Below are 23,746 nucleotides of genomic sequence, written 5' to 3' on the forward strand. Positions count from 1 at the left end.
GCGCCCCGGTCGCCGTCGCTCCGGCGCCGCCCCCGGCCGCGCCCACCGCGGCCCCGGCCCCGGCTCCGGCGCCCGGCGCCGCCGATCCGGCCCCGGAGGCGCCCGCGGCGAGCCCCGCGGCCCAGCCGGCCGCCACCTCCCGGACTCCGCAGCCCGCCACCACCGGGGCGGAGCCGGTCACGCCCGCGCCCAGCAGCTCGAAGGCGCCGAAGCCGACCTTCACTCCCCCGGTCGTGCCCGTGCCGACCCTGCCGCCGCTGCCCACGCCCGACGTCCCGGTGGTGCCGACGCCCACCCTGCCGCCGGTGCCGACCCCGACCGTCACCACGCCGGTGCCGCCCGTCCTCAGTGACTTCTGGGGCAACTCGCTGCCGGTGCTCAAGCCCGGCAACAACCGGGTGCCGCCGCCCGAGCCGAGCATCCGGCAGAAGGGCAGCGACAACTTCTGGCAGCGTGACGGCGGCTGGATCGGCGGCGACTACCACCCGCACGCGATCACCGTGCACGCCCCGGCGGCCACCGTGATCGACCTCAACCGCAGCTGCGCGTCCTTCGACGCGGTGGCCGGGGTGGACGACGCCACGCTCTCCCCGGGCAGGGTCGTCTTCTCCGTCCAGGGCGGCGACGGCAGCACCCTGTGGAGCTCCCGCGCGCTGGCCGTCGGCGACGACGCGGTGCCGGTGCACGTGCCGCTGACCGGGCAGAAGTCGGTCAAGCTGGTGGTCACGCCGGTGAGCGGGATCTGGTCGGCGCTGAACGTCGCGGACTGGGCCCAGGCCCGCTTCCGGTGCTCGTGACGGGCGCGCGCCCCGGTCGGGCCTCCGGGTGGTCCTCCGGGTGGTCTTCCGGTCAGGCCTCCGGTCGGTCGTGACGGAGGCCCGCTCCAGGAGTCCTGGAGCGGGCCTCGGGTCCGCGGTGCCGTGCGCCCGGTCGGCGCCGGACGGCCGGGCGTCAGATGGCGCAGGAGCCGTCCGCGCAGGCCTCCCCGGCCGGGGCGACCTGCACCGGGGCGGGACGGCGCTCGCCGATCTCGGCGGCGACCTGGTCCAGCACCTTGCGGAAGGTCTCGGCGTCCTGGCCGCCCTGGACGGCCCACTTACCCTCGAAGACGAAGGTCGGCACGGCGTTGATGCCCAGCTCGCGGCCCTCGGCCAGCTGGGCGTCGACCTCGGCGACGCCCTCGTCGCCCGCCAGGTAGGCGGTCACCCGGTCCCGGTCCAGGCCGGCCGCCACGGCGACGTCGGTCAGCGCGGCGCGGTCACCGACGTCGACGCCGTCGGTGAAGTGCGCCTTCAGCAGCGCCTCCTTCAGCCGCCCCTGGACGGCCGGGCCGTACTCGACCTCGGCGAGGTGCAGCAGCCGGTGGCCCAGGAGGGTGTTGGCGTGCAGCGCGGCGTCGAAGTCGTACGTGATGCCCTCGGCGAGGCCCAGCTCGGCCACCCGCGCGTCCATCGCCACCGACTGCGGGCCGTAGCGCTCGGCCAGCCAGGCGCGGTGCGGGCTCGCGGTCGCGGGAGCGTCCGGGACCAGCTGGTACGGGCGGTAGACGACCTCGACCTGCTCCTTGCCCGGGAAGTCCGCCAGGGCCTGCTCGAAACGGCGCTTGCCGATGTAGCACCAGGGGCAGGCGATGTCGCTCCAGATCTCGACCTTCATTGCGGGGGGCTCCAGGGGGCGTCTTGGCGAATGTGTACAAGATGGGTGAACGATGAACCATCTCGGTGCATTCCCGGCGGCCCGGTCCGTGGAGCGGATCACACCGCAGGCGGCGCCGGGACCACCAGCACCGGGCAGGCCGCGTGGTGCACCACCGCCGAACTCACCGAGCCCATCAGCAGCCGGGCGAAGCCGCCGTTGCCCCGGGTGCCGATCACCAGCGTGTGCTGCCGGGTCGCCGCCTCCAGCAGCACCTCGATCACGCTGCCCAGCACCACGTGCAGCGACAGCTCCCCCGCGTACGGCGCGGGGCGCTGGCGCTGCACGGCGGCCACCGAGCGGCGCAGCCCGTCCGCCATGCTCTCGACCAGCGTCTCCACGCTCTCCTGCACCAGCTCCGCCATCCCCGGCGGGTAGCCGGCCGGCGCCGGGTTGACCACGGCGAGCACGTACAGCGGCAGCCCGAACAGCTCGGCCTCCGTCATCGCCCGGTCGAGTGCCCACAGCGACCCGTCCGAGCCGTCGCACGCCGCCAGCACTCCCGGCGGCCGCCCCGTCGACGGCCGGCCGAGCACCGACAGCACGACGGGCACCTCCCGCCCCGCGCTCCCACCGGCCACCGCGCACCCTCCTCGCCCCGGATCCACACCCCCGCCATCATCACCGCCGCCCCGACCCGGCTCCGGCAACCGCGCCGCAGGGCGGGGTGCGGGGGCGGGCTCACGGTCGCGGGGCGGGCCGGCGGGAGTCGTCGGAGCGGGCTCCACAGGCTCAGGAGGCCGGACAGGCTCACAGGGCCCGACAGGCTCAGGAGGTGAGGGCGGGCCGGCGGGGGCTGGGCAGGCCGGTCCAGCAGGCGCCGTGGCGGCGGGCGCGGACCCGGCGGAGCCAGAGTTCGGTGGAGACGAGGTCGGCGAGGCCGGCGAGGTCCGCGGGGGAGAGGGGGGTGGCGGGGTCGGCCGAGTGGGCGAGGCGGGCGCGGACGGCGGGGAGGTCGATGAGGCCGGCTTCGGCGAGCAGCGGGGCGTCGAAGAGTTCGGCGAGGCCGTCGGCGGCGAGGCGCAGGCCCGCGCGGGCGGGGGCGGTGCGGTCGGGGCGGGGGCCGCGGCCCCAGTCGGGGGGCAGGTCGGTGCGGCCGGCGCCGGTGAGGACGGCGTGCAGGAGGGCGTGCCGGGCGCCGGGCTGGAGGCGGACGTCGTCGGGCAGCAGCCGGGCGGCGCGCACCACCTGGTTGTCGAGGAAGGGCGCGTGCAGCCGCTGGCCGGGCTGTTCGGCGGCGTGCACGAGCGTGCGGAACCCGCGCGCCTGCCGGTAGAGGGCGTGTCGGGCCCGGTACGCGCCGGGGTGCTCCTCGGGCGCCGGTTTGCGCGCTGCCAGGCGGAGCCGCAGCGCCACCGAGGAGAGCGCCTCGTCGGAGAGCCAGCGGGCGGCCGGGCCGGGCACGCACCAGGCGAGGTCGACGGCCGAACGGGCCCCCGCCGTGCCGCCGCCGTCCGGGACGTGGCGGGCGGTCAGCTTGGCGGCCGCCTCGTCCAGCGCCTCGGCGTAGCGGACCCGGGAGAGCCGGTGCGCGGCCCGGAGCACGGTGAGCGGGGTGCGCAGCGTGCCGGTGAGGACGCCCGCGGCCGCCCGGTCGACGCCGGCCAGGGCGACGACCGGGGGCAGGAGTTCGCGCGGCCGCCCGGCCCGGACGAGGTCGGCGAGCCGGGCCGGGTGTCCGTCCAGGACCTGGCGGGCGCCGTAGCCGGTGAGGTGGTCGGTGCCGCCGGCGTCGAAGCGGGCCTCGGCCCGGGCGGCGGCGACGAGTTCGGGCCCGGGCTCGTCGGTGAGCCGGCCCGCCCGGGGGTCGGCGCCCGGCCCGGCGTACGGGAGGGTGTCCGGGCCGGGGTCGAGCACGGTGTGCCGCAGTCGCGGGGTGTCGGGGGCGAGCGCGAGGCCGGCCGGGGGCCCGGTCTCGCCGAGCGTGACGGCGGCCAACCGCTCGGGGGCGGCGGCCTCCCGGGCGGCGGCGCGGGCCCAGGAGCCCTTGACCGCGCCGCTCCTGGCCCCGGCGGTGGCCGCCCGGGCCGCCGCGGTGGCCGCGGGCACCGGCGGCAGCGGGACGGCGGCGGCGAGCAGGGCGACGGTCGCGGAGGCCGTCCCGTACGAGAGGTCGACGCCGAGCCGGGCCCGTCCGACCGGGTCGGGGACCGGCGTGGTGGTGCGGACCCGGGAGCGGACGGACTCCAGCAGGGCGCGGGTGAGCTCGCGGACGGCGGGCGCCTCGTCGCGCGGCTGCTCGGCGCCGGCCGGGTCGTCGTAGCCGGACAGGTACGGGCGGCCGCCGCGGATGCCGAGCACGTGGCCGGGCGGCACCCGCTGGACGCCCAGGTACGGGGTGCCGGCGCCGAGCGCCTCGGGGGACTCCGGGCAGGCGAGCCGGGCGGCGAGGTGGCCGGTGTCCAGCGGGGCGCCGACCAGGTCGGCGAGCGGCAGGGCGGCGGTGGCGTACGCGGTGCCGCCGGCCCACGGGGTGTGGAAGACGGGCCGGGCGCCGGCGAGGTCGGTGAGCAGCAGGGTGGAGCGGGGGCCGGAGCGCAGCACGACGGTGTAGCTGCCCGGCCAGGCGGTGAGGTGGCGGACGGCGCCGCCGCGGGCGGCGGCGAGGCCGGCGGCGAGCTCGGCGTCGGTGGCTCCACAGTGGCCGAGGACGGCGAGCCGGGTGGTGGCGGGGGTGTCCTCGATCCGGTCGGGCTCGGTGGGGCCGGTGCTGACCACGGCGGGGGCGCCGGGGCGGTGGGTGACCAGGCGGATCTCCGCGGGGCGCCAGTCGCCCACGGCCCAGAGCGGGTCGGGCCCGGACCACAGCGGGCGGGCGGCGATCGGCTCGACCCCGCCGCGCAGTTCGTGCGCCGGGGTGCCCGCGCTCGGCGCACCCGTGCACCAGCCCGTCAGCCACCGCATCGCGCCTCCACCGGACGAGGACCTGCATCCGTGCGGCGCGTTCGCCGCCCGCCGGGCGGCCGGGTGGTGTTGCCGTGGCGGCCCGGGCGCGTCCCGGCGGGTCCCCGCAGCTCGGACGCGCCGTCAGGAGACATCGTGCCACCGCGGGGCGTCGCCGTGGCCGGTGTTCCGGGGTTCCGCCTCCGTTCGGACCGGCCGTTCGACGGGCCGTCGGGGCCGTGCGGGCGGGCACCGATGCGCGCGCGGGCCCGCTCCCGGCCGGAGCTCCGCCCGGTGCGCGATCACTGCGCGTGGGCAAGTTCCGTCCTCCGGAAGGGAGTTCGATCCGTCCCGCACTCCGGGGAGCGGGCGGGCCGGGCCTCCCCCTCCCCGGCCCGGACCGCCGGCGAAACGCCTTTGGCATGGGCATCGCGAGATGGCCGAAAGGCGTCGCCCGGCCCGGGAGGGCATCCGCATGCCCTCCCGGACTTCACCACCACCCGCGGGGATTGAGGCGGCGGCGTCCCCCGGCCCGCCGGGTCCTCGACGGCAGGCCGACCCACGACCACCAGCGAATCGCCGACCAGCCGGTCGGGCCAGGGGGCACGGCCGGGCGCACGTGTACACGGGACCGGAGCACGACGCTCCGGCGCGCGGCGCGGTCGGCCGGATCCGAGCGGTCCGGACCAACTCCGGTGCGGCGTGGCCGAGTGCGCGATCCCGCCATCCGGAATGCGACCTCTTAACCGTCGGAACGCGTCCGACTACGCTAGGTACAGCAGCTACGGCCCGGTGCCGCCCGGGCCCCGCGCACAAGGCCGCAGGAGGTGCAGCCGCCACCATGACCGTCAGCCCACGTGGACCGAACGAACGGCTCGGCACGCTCCTGACCCTCGCCCAGATCAGCAACGCCGGACTGGCCCGCCGGGTCAACGACCTCGGCGCCCAACGCGGGCTGACCCTGCGGTACGACAAGACCTCGGTGGCCCGCTGGGTCAGCAAGGGCATGGTGCCGCAGGGGCCCGTCCCGCACCTGATCGCCACCGCGATCGGCGGCAAGCTCGGCCGGCCCGTCCCGCTGGAGGAGATCGGCCTGGGCGACACCGACCCGGCGCCCGAACTCGGCCTGGCCTTCCCCCGCGAGGTCGCCGACGCGGTCCGCTCGGCGACCGACCTGTGGCGGGTCGACCTCGACCTGCGCCGGGGCCCCGGCGGCGGCCGCTGGAGCGACAGCCTGGCCGGCACCTTCTCGGTCGCCGCCTACGCGACCCCCGTCTCCCGCTGGCTGATCACCCCCGCCGACGGCTCGGTGGCCCGCGAGGTGCCGCGCTCCCCCACCGACACCTCCTCCTACCGGGTCGGCCACTCGGACGCCGCCAAGCTCCGCGAGGCCGCCCAGGAGGCCCGTCGCTGGGACTCCAAGTACGGCGGCGGCGACTGGCGTTCGTCGATGGTGCCGGAGTGCCTGCGGGTGGAGGCGGCGCCGCTGCTGCTCGCCTCGTACAGCGACGCGGTCGGCCGGGCGCTGTTCGGCGCGACCGCCGAACTGACCAGGCTGGCCGGCTGGATGGCCTTCGACACCGGGCAGCACGAGGCCGCCCAGCGCTACTACATCCAGGCGCTGCGGCTCGCCCGGGCCGCCGCCGACGTCCCGCTCGGCGGCTACGTGCTGGCCTCGATGAGCCTCCAGGCGGGCTACCGGGGCTTCGCCGAGGAGGCCGTCGACCTCGCCCAGGCCGCGCTGGAGCGCAACCGGGGCCTGGCCACCGCCCGCACCATGAGCTTCTTCCACCTGGTGGAGGCCCGGGCCCAGGCCAAGGCCCGCAACGCGGCGGCGTGTGCGACAGCGCTCGGCGCGGCGGAGAGCGCGCTCGAACGGGCGCGCGCCGGGGATCCCGATCCGGCGTGGATGGACTTCTACGCCTACGACCGGCTCGCCGCCGACGCCGCCGAGTGCTTCCGCGACCTCGGAGTGCCCTCCAAGGTCCGGCAGTTCACCCGCGAGGCGCTGGCCACGCCCACCGAGGGCTTCGTCCGCTCGCACGGCCTGCGGCTGGTGGTCTCGGCGATGGCCGAGGCGGAGGCGGGCGACCTGGACGCCGCGGTCGCCGCCGGCGAGCGCGCCGTCGAGGTGGCCGGCCGGATCTCCTCGCAGCGCAGCCGGGAGTACGTGGTGGAGATGCTGCGGCGGCTGGAGCCCTTCCAGGGGGAACGCCGGGTGCGGGAGCTGACCGAGCGGGCCCGGGCGGTGATCGTCGCTCCGGCGTGAGCGGACGGGACGGCGGGACGGCGGGACGGCGGGCCGGCGGTAAATGGAGTGCGGTGACGGGAGGGGCCTGGCTAGGGTTTCTCCTGTCCAGGTGCGCAGGCAGAGGTTACTTCCACTCTTAATGGGCGTGTCGCGGGTTCGAGTCCCGCCGCCGGTACTCGCCGGTGTAGCTCAGTCGGTAGAGCAGCTATGTCACCTCAGCCGCCTTCGATCTCTGGACACCCACACGTGAATAGTTCGTCCGCACCTCCCGGTGCGACGGCAGCGGTTACTTCTTGGTGAGGCGCCCCCAGGGCGCTGCGGTTCGAGCCCGCGAAACACCGCCGCCACCTTTGATCTCGGGAGGCAGCTCTTCGTGGTGCCCGGGTCCGCGTCAGCCATGACGGCCCCGGGCACCGCTGCCGCAGCATGCCTCCCTCCCCACTGACACCAGCACGCCGAGGGGGGCTTCCGCATGTCCAGGTTCAACTTCCGCAGGTCCAAGGCCGGTCCGAGTTCGCCGGTGGCCGCCACCGGCGAGCGCACCGTCAACCACAACGGCGGCCCCGGCTTCGTCCGGGACCGCAAGTCCGAGCTCTTCCTGCTGGCGATCGCCAACATGGTCGGCCAGGACACCTTCCACGAGCGCGGCGGCGACCGCGACGACCGCTACACCGCGCTGGTGCGCGAACTCGCCGTCGCCGACCCGGAGTGGACCGTCGGGCTGCTGCGCTGGCTGCGCTACGGCGCCCACATGCGCACCGCCGCCCTGGTCGGCGCCGCCGAGTTCACCCGCGCCCGGCTGGACGCGGGGGCCCACGGCCACTCCCGGCAGGCCGTCGCGGCGGTGCTGCGGCGCGCCGACGAGCCGGGCGAGCTGCTCGCCTACTGGACCTCGCGCTACGGCCGGGCGCTGCCCAAGCCGCTCAAGCGCGGGGTCGCGGACGCCGTCCGGCACCTGTACGACGCCCGCTCGCTGCTCAAGTACGACACGGCGGGCAAGGGCTACCGCTTCGGCGACGTGATCGAGCTGACCCACCCCTCGCCGGACCCGGCGAAGGAGTGGCAGGGCGCCCTGTTCGCGTACGCGCTGGACCGCAGGCACCGCCCGGACGAGGCCGTCCCGCCGGCCGCCGACCGGATGCTGACCGCCAACCGCGAGCTGCTGGCGCTGCCCGTCGAGGAGCGCCGGGCGGCGGTGACCGCCGAGGGCGGCGCCGCGCGGCTGGCCGCCGCCGGGCTGACCTGGGAGGCGCTGGCGGGCTGGCTGCAGGGGCCGCTGGACGCGGACGCCTGGGCGGCGGTCATCCCGTCGATGGGCCCGATGGCGCTGGTCCGGAACCTGCGCAACTTCGACCGGGCCGGGGTCTCGGACGCCGTCGCGGCCGAGGTGGCCCGGCGGATCTCCGACAAGGGCGAGGTGCGGCGCTCGCGCCAGTTCCCGTTCCGCTACCTGGCCGCGCACCGCAACGTGCCCTCGCTGCGCTGGGGGCACGCACTGGAGACGGCGCTCGGCCACTCGCTGGCCAACGTGCCCGAACTGCCGGGCCGGACGCTGATCCTGGTGGACCGCTCCGGTTCGATGTTCGACCGCTCCAGCGGGCCGACCGAGCTCAACCGGGCGGACTCGGCGGCGATCTTCGGCACCGCGCTGAAGGTCCGGGCCGCCGAGGCGGACCTGGTCGAGTTCGGCACCACCAGCCGGGTGGTCGACGTCGGCCGGGGCGAGGCGGTACTGCGTGTGCTGGAACGTTTCTCCGATCTCGGCGGCACCAATACCGCCGACGCCGTCCGCACCCACTACCGCGGCCACGACCGGGTGGTGATCGTCACCGACGAGCAGACCGGCCCCGGCCACTGGGGCGGCAACCCCCTCGCCGCCGTCCCGGCCCACGTGCCCGTCTACACCTGGAACCTGGCCGGCTACGCCCAGGGCCACGGCCCCGGCGGCGGCGCCCACCGGCACACCTTCGGTGGCCTGGGCGACGCGGCCTTCCGGCTGATCCCGCTCCTGGAGTCCGGGGCGAACGCCGGCTGGCCCTGGGAGGAGTAGCGGATCAGCCGGACGGTCCGGGCCGGGGAGCCCGCGCCGGCCGGGCCCGGCCGCGGCAGTGAGGGGAGGGCCGCGGCAGGAGCCGGCGTCGGCCGGGGGGCCGATGCCGGGAGGAAGGGGAAGGAGCCGTCACGGGGGTGCGGCTCCTTCCCCGTTCCCCGGCCGCCGACGGGTGGGCCGGGCGCCGGCCGGGCCGGTGGATGAGCCCGGTCACAGGCCCGGCCGGAGAGCCCCGACAGCCCCGTAGACTCGGGTGATTGTGACTGCCACCGCCCCGATCCCCCAGCCCTCGCCGTCCGCCCGGATGTCCGCCGCGCCGGCCGCCTACCCCGCGCCGATGTACCCGCACAAGGCCACCGAGGCCCAGCACCGCGAGCGTCGCATCCGCAGCTTCCAGCCGCGCCGGGGCCGGATGACCAACGCCCAGGCGAGCGCCCTGGACCGGAGCTGGGAGACGTACGGCATCCCCATCGACGGCACCCCGCTGGACCCGCGGGAGCTGTTCGACGGCCTGCCGGTGACCCTGGAGATCGGCTTCGGCATGGGCGAGACCACCGCCGCGATGGCCGCCGCCGACCCGGCCATGGGCATCCTCGCCGCCGACGTGCACACCCCCGGCCACGGCAACCTGCTCGGCCTGCTGGAGCGGGACGGCTCCCACAACGTCCGGACCGCCGCAGGCGACGCGGTGATCCTGCTGCGCGACATGCTCCCGGACGCCTCGCTGGCCGGTCTGCGGGTCTACTTCGCCGACCCGTGGCCCAAGCCGAAGCACCACAAGCGCCGGCTGGTCCAGCCCTCGTTCCTCGACCTGGTGCTGCCCCGGCTCGCCCCCGGCGCGCTGGTGCACTGCGCCACCGACTGGGAGCCGTACGCGGAGCAGATGCTGGCCGTGCTGTCCGCCTCGCCGGAGCTGGAGAACCTGCACCCCGAGGGCGACGGGACCGGCTGGCTGGAGCCCGCGGACCACCCGGACGGCAGCATTCCGGGCTACGCCCCGAGGCCGGACTGGCGTCCGGTCACCAAGTTCGAACGGGCCGGGATCGCCAAGGGGCACGTCGTCCACGACCTGCTGTTCCGCCGCCGCTGACCCTCCGGCACCGTTCGAACGGGCGGCCGCGCGGCGGCCGGACGGGCGGGCCCGGGAGGGACGGTTCGTCCCGACTCCTCCCGGCGGGCCGCCGCCGTGGCCTACCCTGTGCCGCATGGGCAGCCCGTCCGGCGGCGGGTTCCGGACGGGCGGTCGCACGACGGTTCGAGCAGCCGCCGACGCACCGGAGACGGTCCCGAGCACCGGCGACACCCGGACCATTCCGGGGCCCCGGAGGCACCGGGCGCACCGCCTGCTGCCCCGGCCGGGTACCGCCGCCGTGCCGCTCCCGGCCGCCGACCACGTCCTCCGCGACGGCACCACCGCCCCCGGGGCCCCGCCGGGCCGCAGCCGCTCGGTGGCGCTCTCCTCGGTGACCGCGACCGCCGTCCTGACCCTGATCGGCTGCGGGGTGCTGATCCTGCACCTGGTCCAGCGGCAGACCGGCACCGTCGGACTGCTGGTCGGCCTGGGCCTGGCGGTGGTGCCGCTGCCGTTCGTGCTCGGCGGCCTGGCCTGGCTCAACCTCACCGCCCGGGTTCCGCTGCGGCACACCGTGTTCTGCCTCGGCTGGGGCGCCTGCGCGGCCACCACCGTCGCCATCCTGGCCAACAACTGGACGGCGAGCTACCTGACCCGGCACCGGGGCCCGTTCGGGGAACTGCTCGGCGCCGGGATCGCCACCCCGGTGATCGAGGAGACCGCCAAGGCCACCGCCCTGCTGGTGCTCCTGCTCCCGCTCGGCCAGCGGCTGCGCTGCCGCGGCCGCCGCACCGGACGCCCCTGCGCGCCGCTGCTGCGCCGGTCGCCCGCGCCCCGGAGCCCCCGCCCGCACCCGCGCCACCCGGTCGGGCCGCACGCCCGCGGCCGGCCGCGCCTGCGCCCGTACCTGCGGCCGTTGCCGTACCTGCGCCCGGCCCCGCCCTCCGGGGCGCCGCACCACCGTTCCCGGCCGCGCACCCTGGCCGCCGGGGTGGTGCTCGGCGGGATGACCGCCTGCGGCTTCGCGTTCACCGAGAACGCCCTCTACCTGGGCCGGGCCTTCAGCAGCGACCAGCGGCAGCGGCTGGACAGCATCGGCCTCGGCGACCCGCCCAGCCTGCGCGACTTCGACAGCACCGTGCAGACCTTCGTGCTGCGCGCCCTGCTCTCGCCCTTCGCCCACCCGCTGTTCACCGCGCTCACCGGGATCGGCCTGGCCGTCGCCCTCACCACCGCGCGGCGCTGGCTGGCCCGGCTGGCGGTACCGGCCGGGCTGCTGCTGGCGATGGCGCTGCACGGCACCTGGAACGCCGCCGCCGACCTCGGCACGGACGGCTTCCTGGTGGTGTACGGGGCGCTGATGGTGCCCTGCTTCGCCGCGCTGGTCGCCTTCGCGGCCTGGGCGAGGTGCCGTGCGGCCCGGCACCCGGCACCCGGTCGGCGGCGGGTCGCCAGGGCGCCCTGAGGAACCGATTTCCCATATCGGCGACTTCCCCGTATTGTTGTGTTCACCGACGCGGGGTGGAGCAGCTCGGTAGCTCGCTGGGCTCATAACCCAGAGGTCGCAGGTTCAAATCCTGTCCCCGCTACTCAGTAGCCGAAAGGCCCGGAGGATTCTTCCTCCGGGCCTTTCGCGTTCCCGGGCACGAACGAAGGACGGTCCTGCCACGAAGCTGTAACAGCGGCCGGTCCCACGATCTCCTGTCAGGGTCCTGAACCATACTGAGGAAAAATTCATCTCATTGGGGGGCTGTTCGGGCCACCCGGACAGGAAGAACCACATGCTGTCGAAGCGACTGGTCAGCACCGCCGCGATCTGCCTCGTCCTGGCGGCCGGCACCGCGGCGTGCGGCAGCACCAAGAGCGACGGGACCGGCGGCGACGCCAAGGCGGGTGCCGCGCAGAAGCTCGACACCGACAAGCTCAGCGCCCAGGACATCGCGAAGCAGGCCAAGGACGCCCTGGCCTCCGCGAGCTCCCTCAAGATGGTCGGCACCGTCGACACCGGCGAGGGCAGCATGGAGCTGAACCTGGCGCTGGACAACAAGAGCCAGTGCACCGGCACCATGGCGATGCCCGGCATGGGCAAGTTCGAGATCATCAGCGACGGCAAGACCTCGTACGTCAAGCCGGACAAGGACTTCTGGACCAACGTGGGCGGCCCGAACGGCGCCAAGGCCGCCGAGCTGTTCAAGGGCCGCTACCTGACGGGCTTCGAGAGCGACCCGTCGATGGGCTCCCTGATCAGCGTCTGCAACCTCGCCGAGTTCAGCAAGAAGATCACCGCGGACAAGAGCGGCAACGACAAGGTGGAGAAGGGCTCCGCGGGCGACGTCAACGGCGTGAAGACCTTCAGCCTGAAGGTCGCCGACTCCAAGGGCGAGGTCACGACCATGCAGATCGCCACCGAGGGCAAGCCCTACCCGGTGCGGGTCGAGCACTCGGGCGCCAAGGACGGCAACGGCAAGATCGACTTCAGCGACTTCGACAAGCCGCTGACCATCCAGGCCCCGTCGGCCGACAACACGGTCGACTTCACCAAGCTCCAGGACCAGCTCAAGACCGCCTGAGCAGCGGATCCGGGCGCGCTCCGCACGGCCGGCACCGGGGCCGGGCGGGGCTCCGCGAAATAATCCGTTGCCCTCCGTCCGGCGGGCTGCCTATCGTGGCAGCACACTGAAAGGAGGTGATCCTGAGTTGAGTTCCATCAGGATGCGTGAGGTGGCTGCTCGCTAGAGCCGCCCCTGCCTGCGCAGGATGAGGCCCCTGGCCTCCGGCAGGCGAAATCCACAGCAGTCACCCGGCCCGCGGTCTCACCGGTACATCCCCGGTGCCTCGGCGCCCGGCCAGTGCACGGGCCGGCGCGGAGGAGCAGTCCGCGGGCCGTCTGCGTTCCCGGGGAGCTTCCGGCACGATTCCGGAGGCTCCCCGCGCCGTGTCCGGGGCACCGGGCGGACGTTTCCGCGCGGGGGCCGCGGCGCTAGAGTCGGCGCGCGTTCCGGAGCGGAGCGACGCGGACACAGGGGGTGGGCGATGGCGAAGGCACGACGGCCGGGCGGCGGCGGGGCGACGCTGCGGACGGCGCAGTGGGGCGCCACCGGGGTGCTGGCCGGGACGGGACTGCTCGGACTGCTGCTGTTCGCGCTCGGCCGGGAGCACGCCTGGCAGGTGCTCGGCGGCGGGCTGGTGGTGACCGGGGCCTCGGTGGTGCTCGGCGGCGGACTGGGCTTCCTGTTCGGGGTGCCCCGGGTGCGCGGCGGGGCCGCTGCCGGCGAGCCGCAGGGCTCCTACGCGCCGAACACCAATCTGGAGCAGGTCTCGGACTGGCTGACCAAGGTGCTGCTGGGCGTCGGGCTGACCCAGCTCGGCTCGCTCGGCGAACGGCTGCACGACCTCGGCGCGGCGCTGGCGCCCGCGCTCGGCGGCGGCCGGGACGTGGCGCCGTTCGCGGCGGCGCTGGTGCTGTACTTCCTGGTCTTCGGGTTCCTGGCCGGCTGGCTGGTGACCCGGCTGGCACTGCCGCAGGCGCTGACCGAGACCGACCAGGCGCTGGACCTCTTCCTCGCCGGGCAGGACCGCGACCGGCACGGCGACAAGGTGGGCGCGGACGACCTGCGGGTCCGCGCGATGCAGCAGCTCGGGCTGCTGGGCGGCAGCGCGGAGCGCCCCGCCGCGCTGGCCGGGCAGCTGCCGCCCTCCTCCGGCGCGCCGGCCGGGCCGGAGGGCGTGGTGGCGGAGGTCCGCTCGACCGCGCGGCGTTCGGCGCTGACCGCCGACCAGGTGCGGGCCCTCTTCGCGGACGGCTCCGAGGGGCGGCGGATCCAGGCGCTCGCGCTGATGCAGGGCGATCCGGCGCTGGCGGACCTGCCGAGCGTGCTGGACGCGATCGAGCGCCCGCGCTCGGGCTTCGAGCAGTACCACGCGCTGCTGGCCGCCCGGGGGCTGCTCTCCCGGCTGCCCGCCGCCGGGGAGCAGCGGCTGCGGGACGCGGTGGCGACGCAGCTGGTCGACCCGCGGGGCATTCCGTACGGGTCGGACCGCAGTTGGCTGGCGGAGAAGATCCTCTCCCGGCTCCCGGCGCCGGCCCTCGTGCCGGAGCGGCCGGCGCCGGCCGGGCCGCAGGCCGCCCCGGTGGTGCCGGCCCAGCCGGGCGGACCGGACGGACCGGGCGGACCGGGCGGACCGTCGGCCGAGGGGACCTCTAGCCGGTGAACTCCGGGACGGGGAAGCGCAGTTCGGGACGGTCCCAGGTGATCCTCCCGCGCGCGGGGCAGGTGCCGACGCGTTCGGCGCCCACCCGCAGGTAGAAGCGCTCGGCGGGCGGGTTGGAGACGACCCGCACGGCGGCGATCCCGGTTCCGCGGGCGAGTTCCAGCATGTGCGCGATCAGCGCGCGGCCGGTGCCGAGCCCCTGGGCCTCGTCGGCGACGAACATCAGGTCCAGTTCGGCCGGTTCGCGGATCAGCCCGTAGAAGCCGAGCAGCCGGCCGGTGGCCGGGTCGGCGGCGAGGAACACCTCGTGGCGGGCGAGGTACTCGGGCGTCACCCGGTAGCCCTCGATCATCGGCGCGTACTCGCCGTGGTAGGCGGAGGAGGCGTGGATCAGTTCGGTGAGCCGGTCGGCGTCGGTCTCGTCGGCGCGCCGGATCGTCGTGTCGGTCATGCGGGTGAGTATAGGAGTGAGCCCTGACAGCGACTATTACATGACGGGTGGCCGGAGCGCCCGGCGGCGGCGGTGGTCGGCGGCCCGCAGCACCAGGACCCGCCGGGGTCGGCCGCCCAGCGGCCCGGGGTAGCGGCGGACCTCGCTGCCGATCCGGCGCTCGCCGAGCGCGTACCGCAGCGGGCCGAGGTGGCCGCAGCGCCGGCCGTACCCGTCGTGCAGCGGCTGAACCCGGACCTCGCCGTCCGGGGAAGTGACCCGGACCAGCTCGGTCAACGCCGCCAACTGGCTTTCGGGGCCGAAGAGTTCGGGGTAGGCGAAGAGCAGGTAGCCGCTCAGGGTGAGGGCGAAGGCGCCGTCCGCGAAGGGCAGCCGGGGCAGCGCGGCGGCCACGTACTGCTGCGGGTGGGCGGCCGAGTCGGCGGCGAACAGCAGGCGGGCGCGGTCCCAGCTGCGCAGATAGCGCTCGGCGCGGTACGGGCGGGGCGAGGGGTAGAGCTGCGGGCGGTCGGCCATCGCGGCGGCCATCGCCGCCCGGGCGGCCACCGCGGCGGTCGCGACCGCCGGCAGCGGCAGCGCGTACGCCGGATCGACGGCGATCACCCGGCAGCCCAGCCCGCGCGCCTCGGCGGCCAGGCCGGCCGCGCCGCCGGGGCAGTCCAGCACCGGGCCGGGCAGGGCGGCGAGCCGGGCCCGGGTGAGGCCGAACAGGGCGCAGTACTCGTCCAGCGGCCGGGAGGTGACCAGGACGCCCGGGGGAACGGCGGGAATGCCGACGGCGGCCACCCGGCCATCCGAACACGCGACGGCCCCGCCCGCATCCGGAGGCGTCCGGGGTGCGGGCGGGGCGCGGGCGGGTTCCTCGGCCGGGGCCGGCCGGTCAGCGGCCGAGCAGGCCCTGGGCGGCGACCCGGTTGACGTTGGTCAGGCCGCGGACCAGCTGCGTGGTGAGGAGGATCAGCAGCACGCCGAGGAGCGAGAGCCCGGCGATCTGCCAGGGCGACTGGACGTCGTACACGTGCCGGATGCCGTGGCTGTCGTGGAAGTCGAACAACCGGTACCCCTTCCAGGAGGTGTACGTCGGGAAGACCCAGTGGTACACGGGGTAGAGCGCCAGCGCCCAGCCGAGCACCAGGAACACCAGCGTCACCACGAAGCTGAGCACCGCCCAGGGGAACATCACCACCTGGTACAGCACGGCCTTCCAGCCGGCCCCGTCCGCGAGCCGCGCGGTGACCGCGCCCCAGCTGCCCTGGCGGACCCGGCGCACCGGCGCCGGGCCGGGGACGTCCAGGGCCAGCATGCCGCGCACCCGAGCCCGCTCCAGCCGGCCGAAACCGCGGGCGACGCTGGTCAGGGCGCCCAGCACGGGCAGACCGATGACGGTGACGAAGGTACCGACGCCGAGGCAGAACAGGGTGATCGAGACGACGAAGCCGACGATCGCCACCGGCAGGCCGCTGAGCGCGTAGCCGACCTCGCGGTAGTAGTACGCGGAGAACGGCGCCCGCCACACGGCCGGCCGCCGCTCGGTCCGGCGGACCCGGGCCGGGCGCGGGTCGTCACCGTGACCGCCCAGGACGTCCCACTCCCGGTCCTCCATGCTGCGGCTGCTGCTCATGCTCCCGGCCCCCGGCCCCTCGTACTGTCGGTCGTTCGTCCCGCTGACAGGCTCCAGTCTGGTGGACGCGCCGGCCGGCCGGGATCCGGAGGCCTGGCGGATCCGGGGTGGGGTTAACCCCCCTCCACCGGGCGGCCGCTGGAGGGGGCGAGCCGGTGGGAGCGAGCGGTGGTCCGTGGCCCGGGCGGTCAGCCGGTCGTCCGCCCCCGCGTGCCCGCCCCCGGCCACTCGTCGGCGAGCAGCGCGTAGAGGTACGAGTCGGACCAGACGCCGTCCTTGAACGCGTCGTGCCGCAGCCGGCCCTCCAGCCGGAAGCCCAGCCCGGTGAGCACCTTCACGGAGGCGGCGTTGTCCACGGCGACCCGGGCGGCCAGCCGGTGCAGGTCCAGGGCGCCGAAGGCGAAGTCGCAGAGCAGGCCGACGGTCTCGCCCGCGTAGCCGCGGCCCCAGGCCCCGCGGGCCAGCACGCACCCGAGCTGAGCGGCGCGGTGCCCGTCCAGGGTGAGCGAGGCCTGCCCGATCGGCGTCGCGTCCGCCGGCTCCTCGGCGTCGGCGAGCCTGGTGACGGCGAGCCGGTAGGTGTCCCGCTCCTCGGCCATCGCCTCCTCCAGGTAGAGCTCGATCTGGTCGGCGCAGTCCTCCCGGCCGCTCGGCCCGAAGGGCAGGTGGCGGGTGACCTCCGGGTCGCCGAACAGCGCGTGCAGCGCGTCCACGTCGCCCTCGGTGAGGTGGTACTCGCGGACGGCCAGTCGCGGGCCGGTGAGTCGTACGGGGACCATGGCTGCCGACCCTATCCCCGCCCGGCGGCTACCGTTCGGACTATGAACGACGAAGACCTGCGGCTCGCCCCCCGCACCAAGGCCGCCGACCTGCTCGCCTGGGCGGCCGGGCAGGACCGCGCGCCGGTGGCCGAGGCGCCGCTGCGCGCGGTGCTGGCGCTGCTGGAGCTGGGCGACGGCAGGATGCACGACGGCTGGCCGGAACTGACCTCCGACGCGGTGGAGCACCTGCTGTACGAGCGGCTCCACCTGTACGTCCAACCCGCACCCGAGGAGGACCCGCTCGCCTACGGCGACGCCGTCCGGCTGCTGATCGACCACCAGCGGGCGGCCCGGCGGCTGAACGCCAAGCGCCAGGAGCGGCTGCACGAGGAGGCCGAGTGGCAGGGCGAGGTCGCGGCCGGGCTGCTGCGCCGCGCCGACCTGGTGACCTGGCCCCGGCTGTACGCGGTGCTGCTGCACGCGTACGGGGTGGACGTCACGGACGGGGCGGCGGTGCGGGACTGGCTGGCCGGCTTCGCGGAGCTCGCGGAGGAGGACCGGCTGGCCGCGTACGAGGCGCTGGTGCCGGCCGGCTGGCTGGACGAGCCGGACGAACAGGGCTGGGGCCCGGGCCGGGTGCTGTCGGTCGGCATGGCCACCGACGGCGCCCGGCGGCTGCTGGAGCAGGGCCTGATGCGGCGCAGCTACCGCAACCTGGCCGAGCTGACCGCGCAGGGGCGGCCGATGCCGGACGAACTGGCCGGGGACTTCGGGCAGTTCGAGGAGGCGGCGGTCGACGCGGCGCTCGACCTGTTCGGCGGGTGGACGGTGCCGGGACTGCCCCGGCTGCTGGTGACGGAGTTCCCGGAGCTGGCGCCGGAGCCGGGCCAGGAGGAGATCGAGGCGTACCTGGCGCAGCTGCCCGCCGAGGAGTGAGACCTCGCACGAAGGCCCCGGCCCGGAGCGGCTGCTCCGGGCCGGGGCCTTCTCGCGTGCGCGTCGGGTTCTCTCGCGCGGGTGCGCGGACCTCTCGCGGGTGCGTCGGGTTTCTCGCGCGGGTCAGGGGTTGAGGCCGCGCTGCTGGAGCCAGGGCTCCGGGTCGACCGGGGCGCCGCCGCCGGGGCGGACCTCCATGTGCAGGTGCGGCCCGGTGACGTTGCCGGTCGCGCCGACCTTGCCGATCTGCTGGCCGGGGGCGACCTTGCCGGAGCCCTTGGTGATCGAGGAGAGGTGGCAGTACCAGATCTCGGTGCCGTCGGGCAGGGTCTCGACGATCCGGTAGCCGTACGAGCCGGCCCAGCCGGCCGAGGTGATGGTGCCCTGGCCGAGCGCGTAGACCGGGGTGCCGGTGTCGGCGGCGAAGTCCAGGCCGGTGTGCAGGTTGGCCCAGTAGCGGGCGCTCTGGCCGTAGTGGGCGGAGAGCCGGTAGTCCTTCACCGGGAGGGTGAGGGCGGCGGCCTTGACCCGCTCGGCCTCCTCGGCGGCGCGCTTGGCCTCGGCCTCCTTGGCGACGGCCTTGGCCTCCGCCTCCTGCGCGGCCTGGAGCCGGGCGGTCTCCTCGGCGGCGGTGCGCTGGCTGTCGGCCTGGTGCTGGATGCGGGCGGCGAGCGCGAGGCCGGGGTCGGCGGAGAGGGCGACCGGGGTCTCGTCCGGGGCCTCGACGGCGGGGGCGGCGGCCGGGGTCGCCGAGGCGAAGCCGGTGGCGCCCAGGGTGGCGGCGACGGCGGTGACGCCGAGCAGTGGGGAGGCTCCGCGGGTCTGACGCGGCATCCGGTGGCGGTTGGTCTCGACCTCCGCGGGGAAGTCCTCCGGGCCGAAGGCCTCGGGGCCGTCCGTGCCGGGGTGGTCGAGGAGCTGGGTACCGGCTGCGAAGCCGGCCGGGTGTGCCGGGGTGTGCGTCGACGCCACGGAGGCGCGCTCCTTTCCTTCCTTCGCGCCTACCGGGTTAGCTGACGGGTTCGGAGCAGGAAGGTCTCCTACGGCTGGGCCGGAGCCCCGCCGATTCACCCCAAGGAACATGGTTCCCCGGCTCCCTGACCTGCCCGGAGGCGGGTCGGCGGGATTAGGCGACGGCGCACGGTGCCGTCTGGGTACGGCGTTGACAACCGCGCTGCGTTATCAAACGTTAATCCTAGGAGGCTCTGATTCCAAGCCATCCGTTCGGAGCAGCCTAGGGCAAAGTGATCGGACGTCAACGAACGACACCGGCGAACACCCCCCTCGCGCACGGCCCCATCTGAGTACTCCTACTCATGTGCGCCCCGGCCGGGCGGCCACATCCTGGCGCCATGAGCACATCGATGCAGACCCGCACCACGGCCGCGTACCACATCCAGGCCGTCCTCTCCTTCGCCCTGTCGGGCGTCGCCCTCGCCGTCGGGATCGCCTACCTGCCGGTCGGCGGATGGACCAGGGCCTTCCTCGGGATCGGCCTCCTCTACACCGTCACCTCGGCGTTCACCCTGGCGAAGGTGATCCGGGACCGGCAGGAGTCCAACGAGATGGTCACCCGGGTGGACCAGGCCAGGCTGGAGAAGCTGCTCAGCGAGCACGACCCGTTCAAGGTGGAGGGAGTCTGATCGCCCCTTCCTCTCTCCACCCGCTCCTCCCGCTCCACCCCTCACCCGGCCGTTCGCTTGACGGCTAAGGCTATTAGCCTTAGCTTTATGGCTATCGGCCCGCACGCCGATGTCCCGCACCGGCGGCCCGAGGAGGACCCCATGAACGGCACCATCACCCCGAGCACCCAGTACCTGACCGTTCCCGGCGGCCGGATCGCCTTCGACGACACCCGGCAGGGCGACGGCACCCCCGTCGTCCTGCTCCCGGGCATGCTCGACAGCCGGGCCGCCTACCGGCACCTGCGCCCGCTGCTCGTCGCCGCCGGCCACCGCGTCGTCACCGTGGACCTGCGGGGCTTCGGCGAGTCCTCCGTCGAGTGGGACGACTACGGCCCGGCCGCGATCGCCGGCGACGTCCTCGCCCTGCTCGACCACCTCGGCATCGAGCGCGCCGTCCTCGCCGGGAACTCCTACACCGGGGCGACCGTCGTCAGGGCCGCCGGGGACGCGCCCGAGCGGGTCGCCGGGATCGTCCTGCTCAACGCCTTCGTCGAGAACCCGCCGCCGGGCGCCCTGCTGCGCGGCGTCATGGGCCTGATGGGCGCCGCCCTCGTCCACTGGCCGGCCTCCTGGGGCTTCTACCTGCGCCGGATGGCCTTCCCGGGCGCCAAGCCCGCCGACTTCGACGCGTACGTGGACGGACTGGTCGCCGCGCTGCGCACCCCGGGGCGCAAGACCGCCACCCGCGGGTACGTCCACGGCGACTCGGCGCCGGTCGGCTGGACGGCCGCGGTGCGGTGCCCGGCGCTGGTGGTCATGGGCAGCAAGGACCCCGACTTCCCGAAGCCGGAGCTCGTCGCCGACCGGCAGGCCGCCGCGCTCGGCGCGCGCAAGGTGATGATCGAGGGGTCCGGGCACTACCCGATGGCCGACAACCCGGCGGCCACCGCCGACGCCCTGCTGCCGTTCCTCGCCGAGCTCGGCTGAGCCCCGCCCGGCCCCGCCGCCCGTTCCTGCCCGACCCCGCCCGATCCACCCGACGTCATCCGTACGGAGAGCCCGAACCCATGCCCCGCGTAGGACTGACCCCCGACCAGGTCGTCGACCACGCCCTCGCCCTCATCGACGAGCAGGGCGCCGAGGCCCTCACGCTGGCCTCCGTCGCCGCCCGGGCCGGGGTCGCCACCCCCTCGCTGTACAAGCACGTCAGCGGCGGCCTCGCCGAACTGCGGCTGCTGATCGCCGTACGGGTCACCGGGGACCTGGCCGACCGGCTGGCCGAGGCGGCCGTCGGGCGCAGCGGGGACGACGCCGTCGCCGCCGTGCTGCGTGCCTACCACGCGTACGCCACCGCGCACCCGCACCGCTACAACGCCCTCCCCCAGGCCCCGCAGCCCGACGACGACCTGGCCCGCGCGGGCGCCCGGCTCGTCGGCGTGATCATCGCCGTCCTGCGGGAGTACGGCCTCGAAGGTTCCGAGGCGATCCACGCCGCCCGCACCGTCCGCTCCCTCGCCCACGGCTTCGCCTCCCTCACCACCGCCGGCGGCTTCCGGCTGGCCGAGGACCTCGCCACCACCCACGACCGCCTCATCGCCACCCTCACCACCGGCCTCCGCGCCTGGCCCGCGTAGGAGGCCGGCGCGGACGGCCACCTCTCCGGTGCCGGTGCCGGTGCCGGTGCCGGTGCGACGGCCCGGTCCCCGTTCACCTCTTGAGGAACCATTCACCGCTTGGGGAAATGGGGTATTAAGGGTCAGTGCCCCTGGAGCCCGCCGACAGTCCGACCGCGCGCAGTGCGATGCGCTGCGTGCGCCTGCTGCTCGGCTGCACCAGCGCCGCCGAGCTGCTCGGCACCGTACTGGCCGAGGGCCCGAGCTGGATCACCGGCGAGGGGTCCGCGCTGTACCTGCTGGACTCCGCCGGGATGCTCCGGCTGACCGCCTCGCACGGGCTGCCGGACTGGGCGCACGAGCGCTACGGCGTGGTCGATCCGGCCGGGGAGCTGCCCGCCGCGATGGCCCTGCGGCTGCGGCGCCCGTACCTGCTCAGCCCCGAGCACACCAGCGTCGACTACCCGAACGCGAACGCCGGACTGGGCACCGGGATGGTCGCCGTGATCGCCCTGCCGATGGTCGTGGACGAGCGGCCGATCGGGGTGCTCGCCCTCGCGCTGGCCCACCGGGGCACCGTCCCGCGCCGCGACCTGGACGTCCTGGAGACCGTCGCCGAGGCCTGCGCCCACCGGCTCTCGCACCTGCTGGACCATGCCGACGCCCATCTGCCGCACGGCACCCGCGCACCCTACGGCGTCCGGTTGCCCGAGGGTCCGCGGGCGGCGGACGGCCGCCCGGCCGGGCCGGCCCACCCGCTGCTGTCGCTGGCGGTGCGGGCCGCCGGGCACGGCGCCTTCGAGCGCGACCTGGTCACCGGCGAGAGCTACTGGGACGCCGAGGCGTTCCGGGTGGCCGGCCGCCCGGCCGCCCCGGACGGCGCCGCCCCCGAGCTGGACCGGCTGGTCCACCCGGAGGACCTGCCGGACGTGCAGGCCGCGCTCGCCGAGGCGCTGGCCACCGGCGGCCGCTACCGGATCGGCTACCGGGTGCTGCGGCCCGGCGGCCGGCCCGCCCGGGTCGAGGAGTCCGGCGAGGTGATGCTGGACGTGCACGGGCGGCCGGTGCGGATCGCCGGGCTGCTGGCCGAGGCCGGGCACCGGGAGCAGCCGCCGGCCGAGGAGCGGAACTCCCCGGACGCCGCCCGGACGGCGCTGCTGCTGACGCTCACCCGGGCGCTGTCCCGGGCGGTGACCGTCCGGGACGTCACCACGGCCGTCACCGATGTCGCCCGTCCGGCGCTCGGCGCCGCCGGCATCGTCCTGGACCTGGTGGACGCGGGCCGGCTGCTGCCCGTCTCGCACACCGTGTACGGGGGCCCGCGCCGCACCGAACTCACCCGTCTGGCGGATCTGTCCGAGGGCGTGATGCAGCGGTCGCTGGCCCGTTCCGCCCCGCTGTTCAGCGAGCCCTCGGCGGCCCGTTCCCGGCGCGATCCGCTCGCCCCGGCCGCCTGGGCGGTGCTGCCGCTGGTCGCCTCCGGGCAGCAGGTGGGCTCCTGCCTGATCACCTTCGCCGCCGAGCGGGTGTTCAGCCGCGAGGACCGGACCCTGTACTCGGCCTTCGCCGGCATCCTGGCGCAGTCCCTGGAGCGGGCCCGGCTGTACGACACCCACCACCACCGGGCCTCCGAGCTGCAGCGGGCGATGCTCCCGCGCACCCTGCCCCGGCTGTCCGGGATCGCCAGTGCCGCCCGCTACCTGCCGAGCACCGAGGGCATGCAGATCGGCGGCGACTGGTACGACCTGCTGCGGCTGCCGGAGGGCCGGATCGGGCTGGTGATCGGCGACGTCCAGGGCCACAACGCCGAGGCCACCGCGGTGATGGGCCAACTGCGCAGCGGGCTGCGGGCGTACGCGACGGACGGGCACGACCCGGCCGCCACCCTGACCCGCACCAGCCGGCTGCTGGCCGAGCTGGACACCGAGCTGTTCGCGACCTGCCTCTACCTGACCCTGGATCCGGCCGACGGCGCGCTGACCGCCGCCCGGGCCGGGCACCCGGCGCCGGTGCGGATCACCGCCGACGCCGCGGCCGTCGAGCTGGAGCTGCCGGGCGGGCCGCCGCTGGGGGTGGACCCGGAGCAGCCGTACCCGCTGGCGGTGGAGCGGCTGGCGGTCGGGGAGACGCTGCTGGCGTACACCGACGGGCTGGTCGAGGACCGCGAGGAGGACTACGACGAGTCGGTGCAGCGGATGCTCGGCGGGCTCGAACTGTGGGCGCGGCAGACCGGTCCGGGGCGGATCGGCCCGGCACCGGCGCTGGAGCGGCTGGCCGATCTGCTCACCCTGAACGTGACCGAGCGGCGGTCCCGGCCGGACGACGTGGCGCTGCTGCTCCTGCACCGGACGACGCCCCTTCCGTAACACCGTGCACACGGGCCCCACACATCGCGGAACGCGATCCGGCCGTCGGGCTCGATTCCGGCGTTCCCACCGGTGCCGGTCAGGCTGCTCCCCCGGCTCGTCAGGCGCAGGGATCGGGGTCGAACGAGTGCCGATTGGCGCCGAATTGACTCGATATTGACGAGATCCGGTCACTTGGCGAGATCCGTTCACACCTTCGTAGGATCATCA

21 protein-coding genes, 2 tRNA genes and 1 riboswitch are annotated in these 23,746 nt (G+C 75.6%); of the genes, 14 read left to right on the forward strand and 9 right to left on the reverse strand.

What is annotated here, in order from left to right:
• Positions 1-223 (reverse strand): hypothetical protein (locus tag ACFVHV_RS29200; protein WP_380354843.1); only part of this gene is annotated, 223 nt, incomplete at its 3' end.
• A 10-nt stretch (positions 224-233) separates the two neighbouring features.
• Between ACFVHV_RS29200 and ACFVHV_RS29205 the strand changes: the two genes are divergently transcribed.
• Positions 234-797: an NPCBM/NEW2 domain-containing protein gene (locus tag ACFVHV_RS29205; RefSeq protein WP_359914009.1), complete on the forward strand. Its 564-nt coding sequence runs from the start codon at positions 234-236 to the stop codon at positions 795-797.
• A 154-nt stretch (positions 798-951) separates the two neighbouring features.
• On the opposite strand, the gene ACFVHV_RS29210 is transcribed toward ACFVHV_RS29205, so the two are convergent.
• From ACFVHV_RS29210 to ACFVHV_RS29220, 3 genes are all read right to left on the reverse strand, one after another.
• Positions 952-1,656: a DsbA family oxidoreductase gene (locus tag ACFVHV_RS29210; protein ID WP_359914006.1), complete on the reverse strand. Its 705-nt coding sequence runs from the start codon at positions 1,654-1,656 to the stop codon at positions 952-954.
• A gap of 98 nt (positions 1,657-1,754) precedes the next feature.
• The gene (locus tag ACFVHV_RS29215; RefSeq protein WP_380354847.1) at positions 1,755-2,276 is read right to left on the reverse strand and encodes a universal stress protein; all 522 of its coding nucleotides are present in this window, start codon (positions 2,274-2,276) and stop codon (positions 1,755-1,757) included.
• 187 nt (positions 2,277-2,463) lie between these two features.
• On the reverse strand, positions 2,464-4,599 hold the full coding sequence (locus ACFVHV_RS29220) for an asparagine synthase-related protein (protein WP_380354850.1): 2,136 nt from the start codon (positions 4,597-4,599) through the stop codon (positions 2,464-2,466).
• A gap of 820 nt (positions 4,600-5,419) precedes the next feature.
• Here ACFVHV_RS29220 and ACFVHV_RS29225 point away from each other — a divergent pair.
• The 8 genes from ACFVHV_RS29225 (at position 5,420) to ACFVHV_RS29260 (ending at position 14,163) form a co-directional block, all read left to right on the forward strand.
• Positions 5,420-6,847: an MFS transporter gene (locus tag ACFVHV_RS29225; RefSeq protein WP_359913997.1), complete on the forward strand. Its 1,428-nt coding sequence runs from the start codon at positions 5,420-5,422 to the stop codon at positions 6,845-6,847.
• Positions 6,848-6,879: 32 nt separating this feature from the next.
• A tRNA-OTHER gene (locus tag ACFVHV_RS29230) sits at positions 6,880-7,004 on the forward strand.
• Between the two features lie 297 nt (positions 7,005-7,301).
• A complete protein-coding gene (locus ACFVHV_RS29235) occupies positions 7,302-8,879 on the forward strand; it encodes a TROVE domain-containing protein (RefSeq protein WP_380354853.1) in 1,578 nt (525 codons plus the stop codon).
• Between the two features lie 304 nt (positions 8,880-9,183).
• Positions 9,184-9,969, forward strand: coding sequence for a tRNA (guanosine(46)-N7)-methyltransferase TrmB (gene trmB, locus ACFVHV_RS29240; RefSeq protein WP_380354897.1), 786 nt, complete (start codon positions 9,184-9,186; stop codon positions 9,967-9,969).
• 115 nt (positions 9,970-10,084) lie between these two features.
• Positions 10,085-11,416 carry a PrsW family intramembrane metalloprotease gene (locus ACFVHV_RS29245; RefSeq protein WP_359913988.1) on the forward strand — a complete coding sequence of 444 codons (1,332 nt, stop codon included), beginning with the start codon at positions 10,085-10,087 and terminating at the stop codon, positions 11,414-11,416.
• Positions 11,417-11,466: 50 nt separating this feature from the next.
• Positions 11,467-11,540: transfer RNA gene (locus tag ACFVHV_RS29250), tRNA-Met, on the forward strand.
• A 192-nt stretch (positions 11,541-11,732) separates the two neighbouring features.
• The gene (locus tag ACFVHV_RS29255) at positions 11,733-12,521 is read left to right on the forward strand and encodes a hypothetical protein (protein WP_359913985.1); all 789 of its coding nucleotides are present in this window, start codon (positions 11,733-11,735) and stop codon (positions 12,519-12,521) included.
• A 463-nt stretch (positions 12,522-12,984) separates the two neighbouring features.
• The gene (locus ACFVHV_RS29260; RefSeq protein WP_380354857.1) at positions 12,985-14,163 is read left to right on the forward strand and encodes a hypothetical protein; all 1,179 of its coding nucleotides are present in this window, start codon (positions 12,985-12,987) and stop codon (positions 14,161-14,163) included.
• Here ACFVHV_RS29260 and ACFVHV_RS29265 read toward each other — a convergent pair.
• From ACFVHV_RS29265 to ACFVHV_RS29280, 4 genes are all read right to left on the reverse strand, one after another.
• Entirely contained in the window at positions 14,153-14,614 is a 462-nt protein-coding gene (locus ACFVHV_RS29265; RefSeq protein WP_380354860.1) for a GNAT family N-acetyltransferase, read from the reverse strand. The two genes, ACFVHV_RS29260 and ACFVHV_RS29265, sit on opposite strands and share 11 nt — an antisense overlap.
• 36 nt (positions 14,615-14,650) lie before the next feature.
• Positions 14,651-15,400, reverse strand: a complete 750-nt coding sequence (locus tag ACFVHV_RS29270) for a hypothetical protein (protein WP_380354863.1) — start codon at positions 15,398-15,400, stop codon at positions 14,651-14,653.
• A gap of 94 nt (positions 15,401-15,494) precedes the next feature.
• Positions 15,495-16,235, reverse strand: coding sequence for a sensor domain-containing protein (locus ACFVHV_RS29275; protein ID WP_359913974.1), 741 nt, complete (start codon positions 16,233-16,235; stop codon positions 15,495-15,497).
• Positions 16,236-16,423: 188 nt separating this feature from the next.
• Positions 16,424-17,014, reverse strand: coding sequence for a GNAT family N-acetyltransferase (locus tag ACFVHV_RS29280; RefSeq protein WP_380354866.1), 591 nt, complete (start codon positions 17,012-17,014; stop codon positions 16,424-16,426).
• Positions 17,015-17,056: 42 nt separating this feature from the next.
• Here ACFVHV_RS29280 and ACFVHV_RS29285 point away from each other — a divergent pair, with 42 nt between their 5' ends.
• Entirely contained in the window at positions 17,057-17,932 is an 876-nt protein-coding gene (locus ACFVHV_RS29285; RefSeq protein WP_359913968.1) for a hypothetical protein, read from the forward strand.
• Positions 17,933-18,055: 123 nt separating this feature from the next.
• Here ACFVHV_RS29285 and ACFVHV_RS29290 read toward each other — a convergent pair whose 3' ends face one another.
• Positions 18,056-18,904: a M23 family metallopeptidase gene (locus ACFVHV_RS29290; protein ID WP_359897907.1), complete on the reverse strand. Its 849-nt coding sequence runs from the start codon at positions 18,902-18,904 to the stop codon at positions 18,056-18,058.
• 12 nt (positions 18,905-18,916) lie between these two features.
• A riboswitch (cyclic di-AMP (ydaO/yuaA leader) is annotated at positions 18,917-19,075 on the reverse strand.
• A gap of 209 nt (positions 19,076-19,284) precedes the next feature.
• Here ACFVHV_RS29290 and ACFVHV_RS29295 point away from each other — a divergent pair.
• The 4 genes from ACFVHV_RS29295 to ACFVHV_RS29310 all read left to right on the forward strand — a co-directional run bounded on the left by ACFVHV_RS29295 (position 19,285) and on the right by ACFVHV_RS29310 (position 23,536).
• Positions 19,285-19,575, forward strand: coding sequence for a YiaA/YiaB family inner membrane protein (locus tag ACFVHV_RS29295; protein WP_359897908.1), 291 nt, complete (start codon positions 19,285-19,287; stop codon positions 19,573-19,575).
• Positions 19,576-19,716: 141 nt separating this feature from the next.
• Positions 19,717-20,544 (forward strand): alpha/beta fold hydrolase, encoded by an 828-nt coding sequence (locus tag ACFVHV_RS29300; RefSeq protein WP_380354869.1) that lies wholly within the window; start codon positions 19,717-19,719, stop codon positions 20,542-20,544.
• A gap of 80 nt (positions 20,545-20,624) precedes the next feature.
• Entirely contained in the window at positions 20,625-21,191 is a 567-nt protein-coding gene (locus tag ACFVHV_RS29305; RefSeq protein WP_359897910.1) for a WHG domain-containing protein, read from the forward strand.
• 125 nt (positions 21,192-21,316) lie between these two features.
• A complete protein-coding gene (locus ACFVHV_RS29310; protein WP_359897912.1) occupies positions 21,317-23,536 on the forward strand; it encodes a SpoIIE family protein phosphatase in 2,220 nt (739 codons plus the stop codon).
• The last annotated feature ends 210 nt before the right edge of the window (positions 23,537-23,746 follow it).

This window comes from Kitasatospora sp. NPDC127116 (genome assembly GCF_042677365.1).
In the GTDB taxonomy this organism is placed as follows: Bacteria; Actinomycetota; Actinomycetes; order Streptomycetales; family Streptomycetaceae; genus Kitasatospora; species Kitasatospora lactacystinica.

Coding starts and splice junctions, on each gene's coding strand:
- ACFVHV_RS29305 (WP_359897910.1), top strand. CDS start 20,625: ATGCCCCGCGTAGGACTGACCCCCGACCAGGTCGTCGACCACGCCCTC.
- ACFVHV_RS29265 (WP_380354860.1), bottom strand. CDS start 14,614: ATGACCGACACGACGATCCGGCGCGCCGACGAGACCGACGCCGACCGG.
- ACFVHV_RS29275 (WP_359913974.1), bottom strand. CDS start 16,235: ATGAGCAGCAGCCGCAGCATGGAGGACCGGGAGTGGGACGTCCTGGGC.
- ACFVHV_RS29285 (WP_359913968.1), top strand. CDS start 17,057: ATGAACGACGAAGACCTGCGGCTCGCCCCCCGCACCAAGGCCGCCGAC.
- ACFVHV_RS29210 (WP_359914006.1), bottom strand. CDS start 1,656: ATGAAGGTCGAGATCTGGAGCGACATCGCCTGCCCCTGGTGCTACATC.
- trmB (WP_380354897.1), top strand. CDS start 9,184: ATGTCCGCCGCGCCGGCCGCCTACCCCGCGCCGATGTACCCGCACAAG.
- ACFVHV_RS29260 (WP_380354857.1), top strand. CDS start 12,985: ATGGCGAAGGCACGACGGCCGGGCGGCGGCGGGGCGACGCTGCGGACG.
- ACFVHV_RS29255 (WP_359913985.1), top strand. CDS start 11,733: ATGCTGTCGAAGCGACTGGTCAGCACCGCCGCGATCTGCCTCGTCCTG.
- ACFVHV_RS29245 (WP_359913988.1), top strand. CDS start 10,085: ATGGGCAGCCCGTCCGGCGGCGGGTTCCGGACGGGCGGTCGCACGACG.
- ACFVHV_RS29235 (WP_380354853.1), top strand. CDS start 7,302: ATGTCCAGGTTCAACTTCCGCAGGTCCAAGGCCGGTCCGAGTTCGCCG.
- ACFVHV_RS29300 (WP_380354869.1), top strand. CDS start 19,717: ATGAACGGCACCATCACCCCGAGCACCCAGTACCTGACCGTTCCCGGC.
- ACFVHV_RS29280 (WP_380354866.1), bottom strand. CDS start 17,014: ATGGTCCCCGTACGACTCACCGGCCCGCGACTGGCCGTCCGCGAGTAC.
- ACFVHV_RS29225 (WP_359913997.1), top strand. CDS start 5,420: ATGACCGTCAGCCCACGTGGACCGAACGAACGGCTCGGCACGCTCCTG.
- ACFVHV_RS29220 (WP_380354850.1), bottom strand. CDS start 4,599: ATGCGGTGGCTGACGGGCTGGTGCACGGGTGCGCCGAGCGCGGGCACC.
- ACFVHV_RS29295 (WP_359897908.1), top strand. CDS start 19,285: ATGAGCACATCGATGCAGACCCGCACCACGGCCGCGTACCACATCCAG.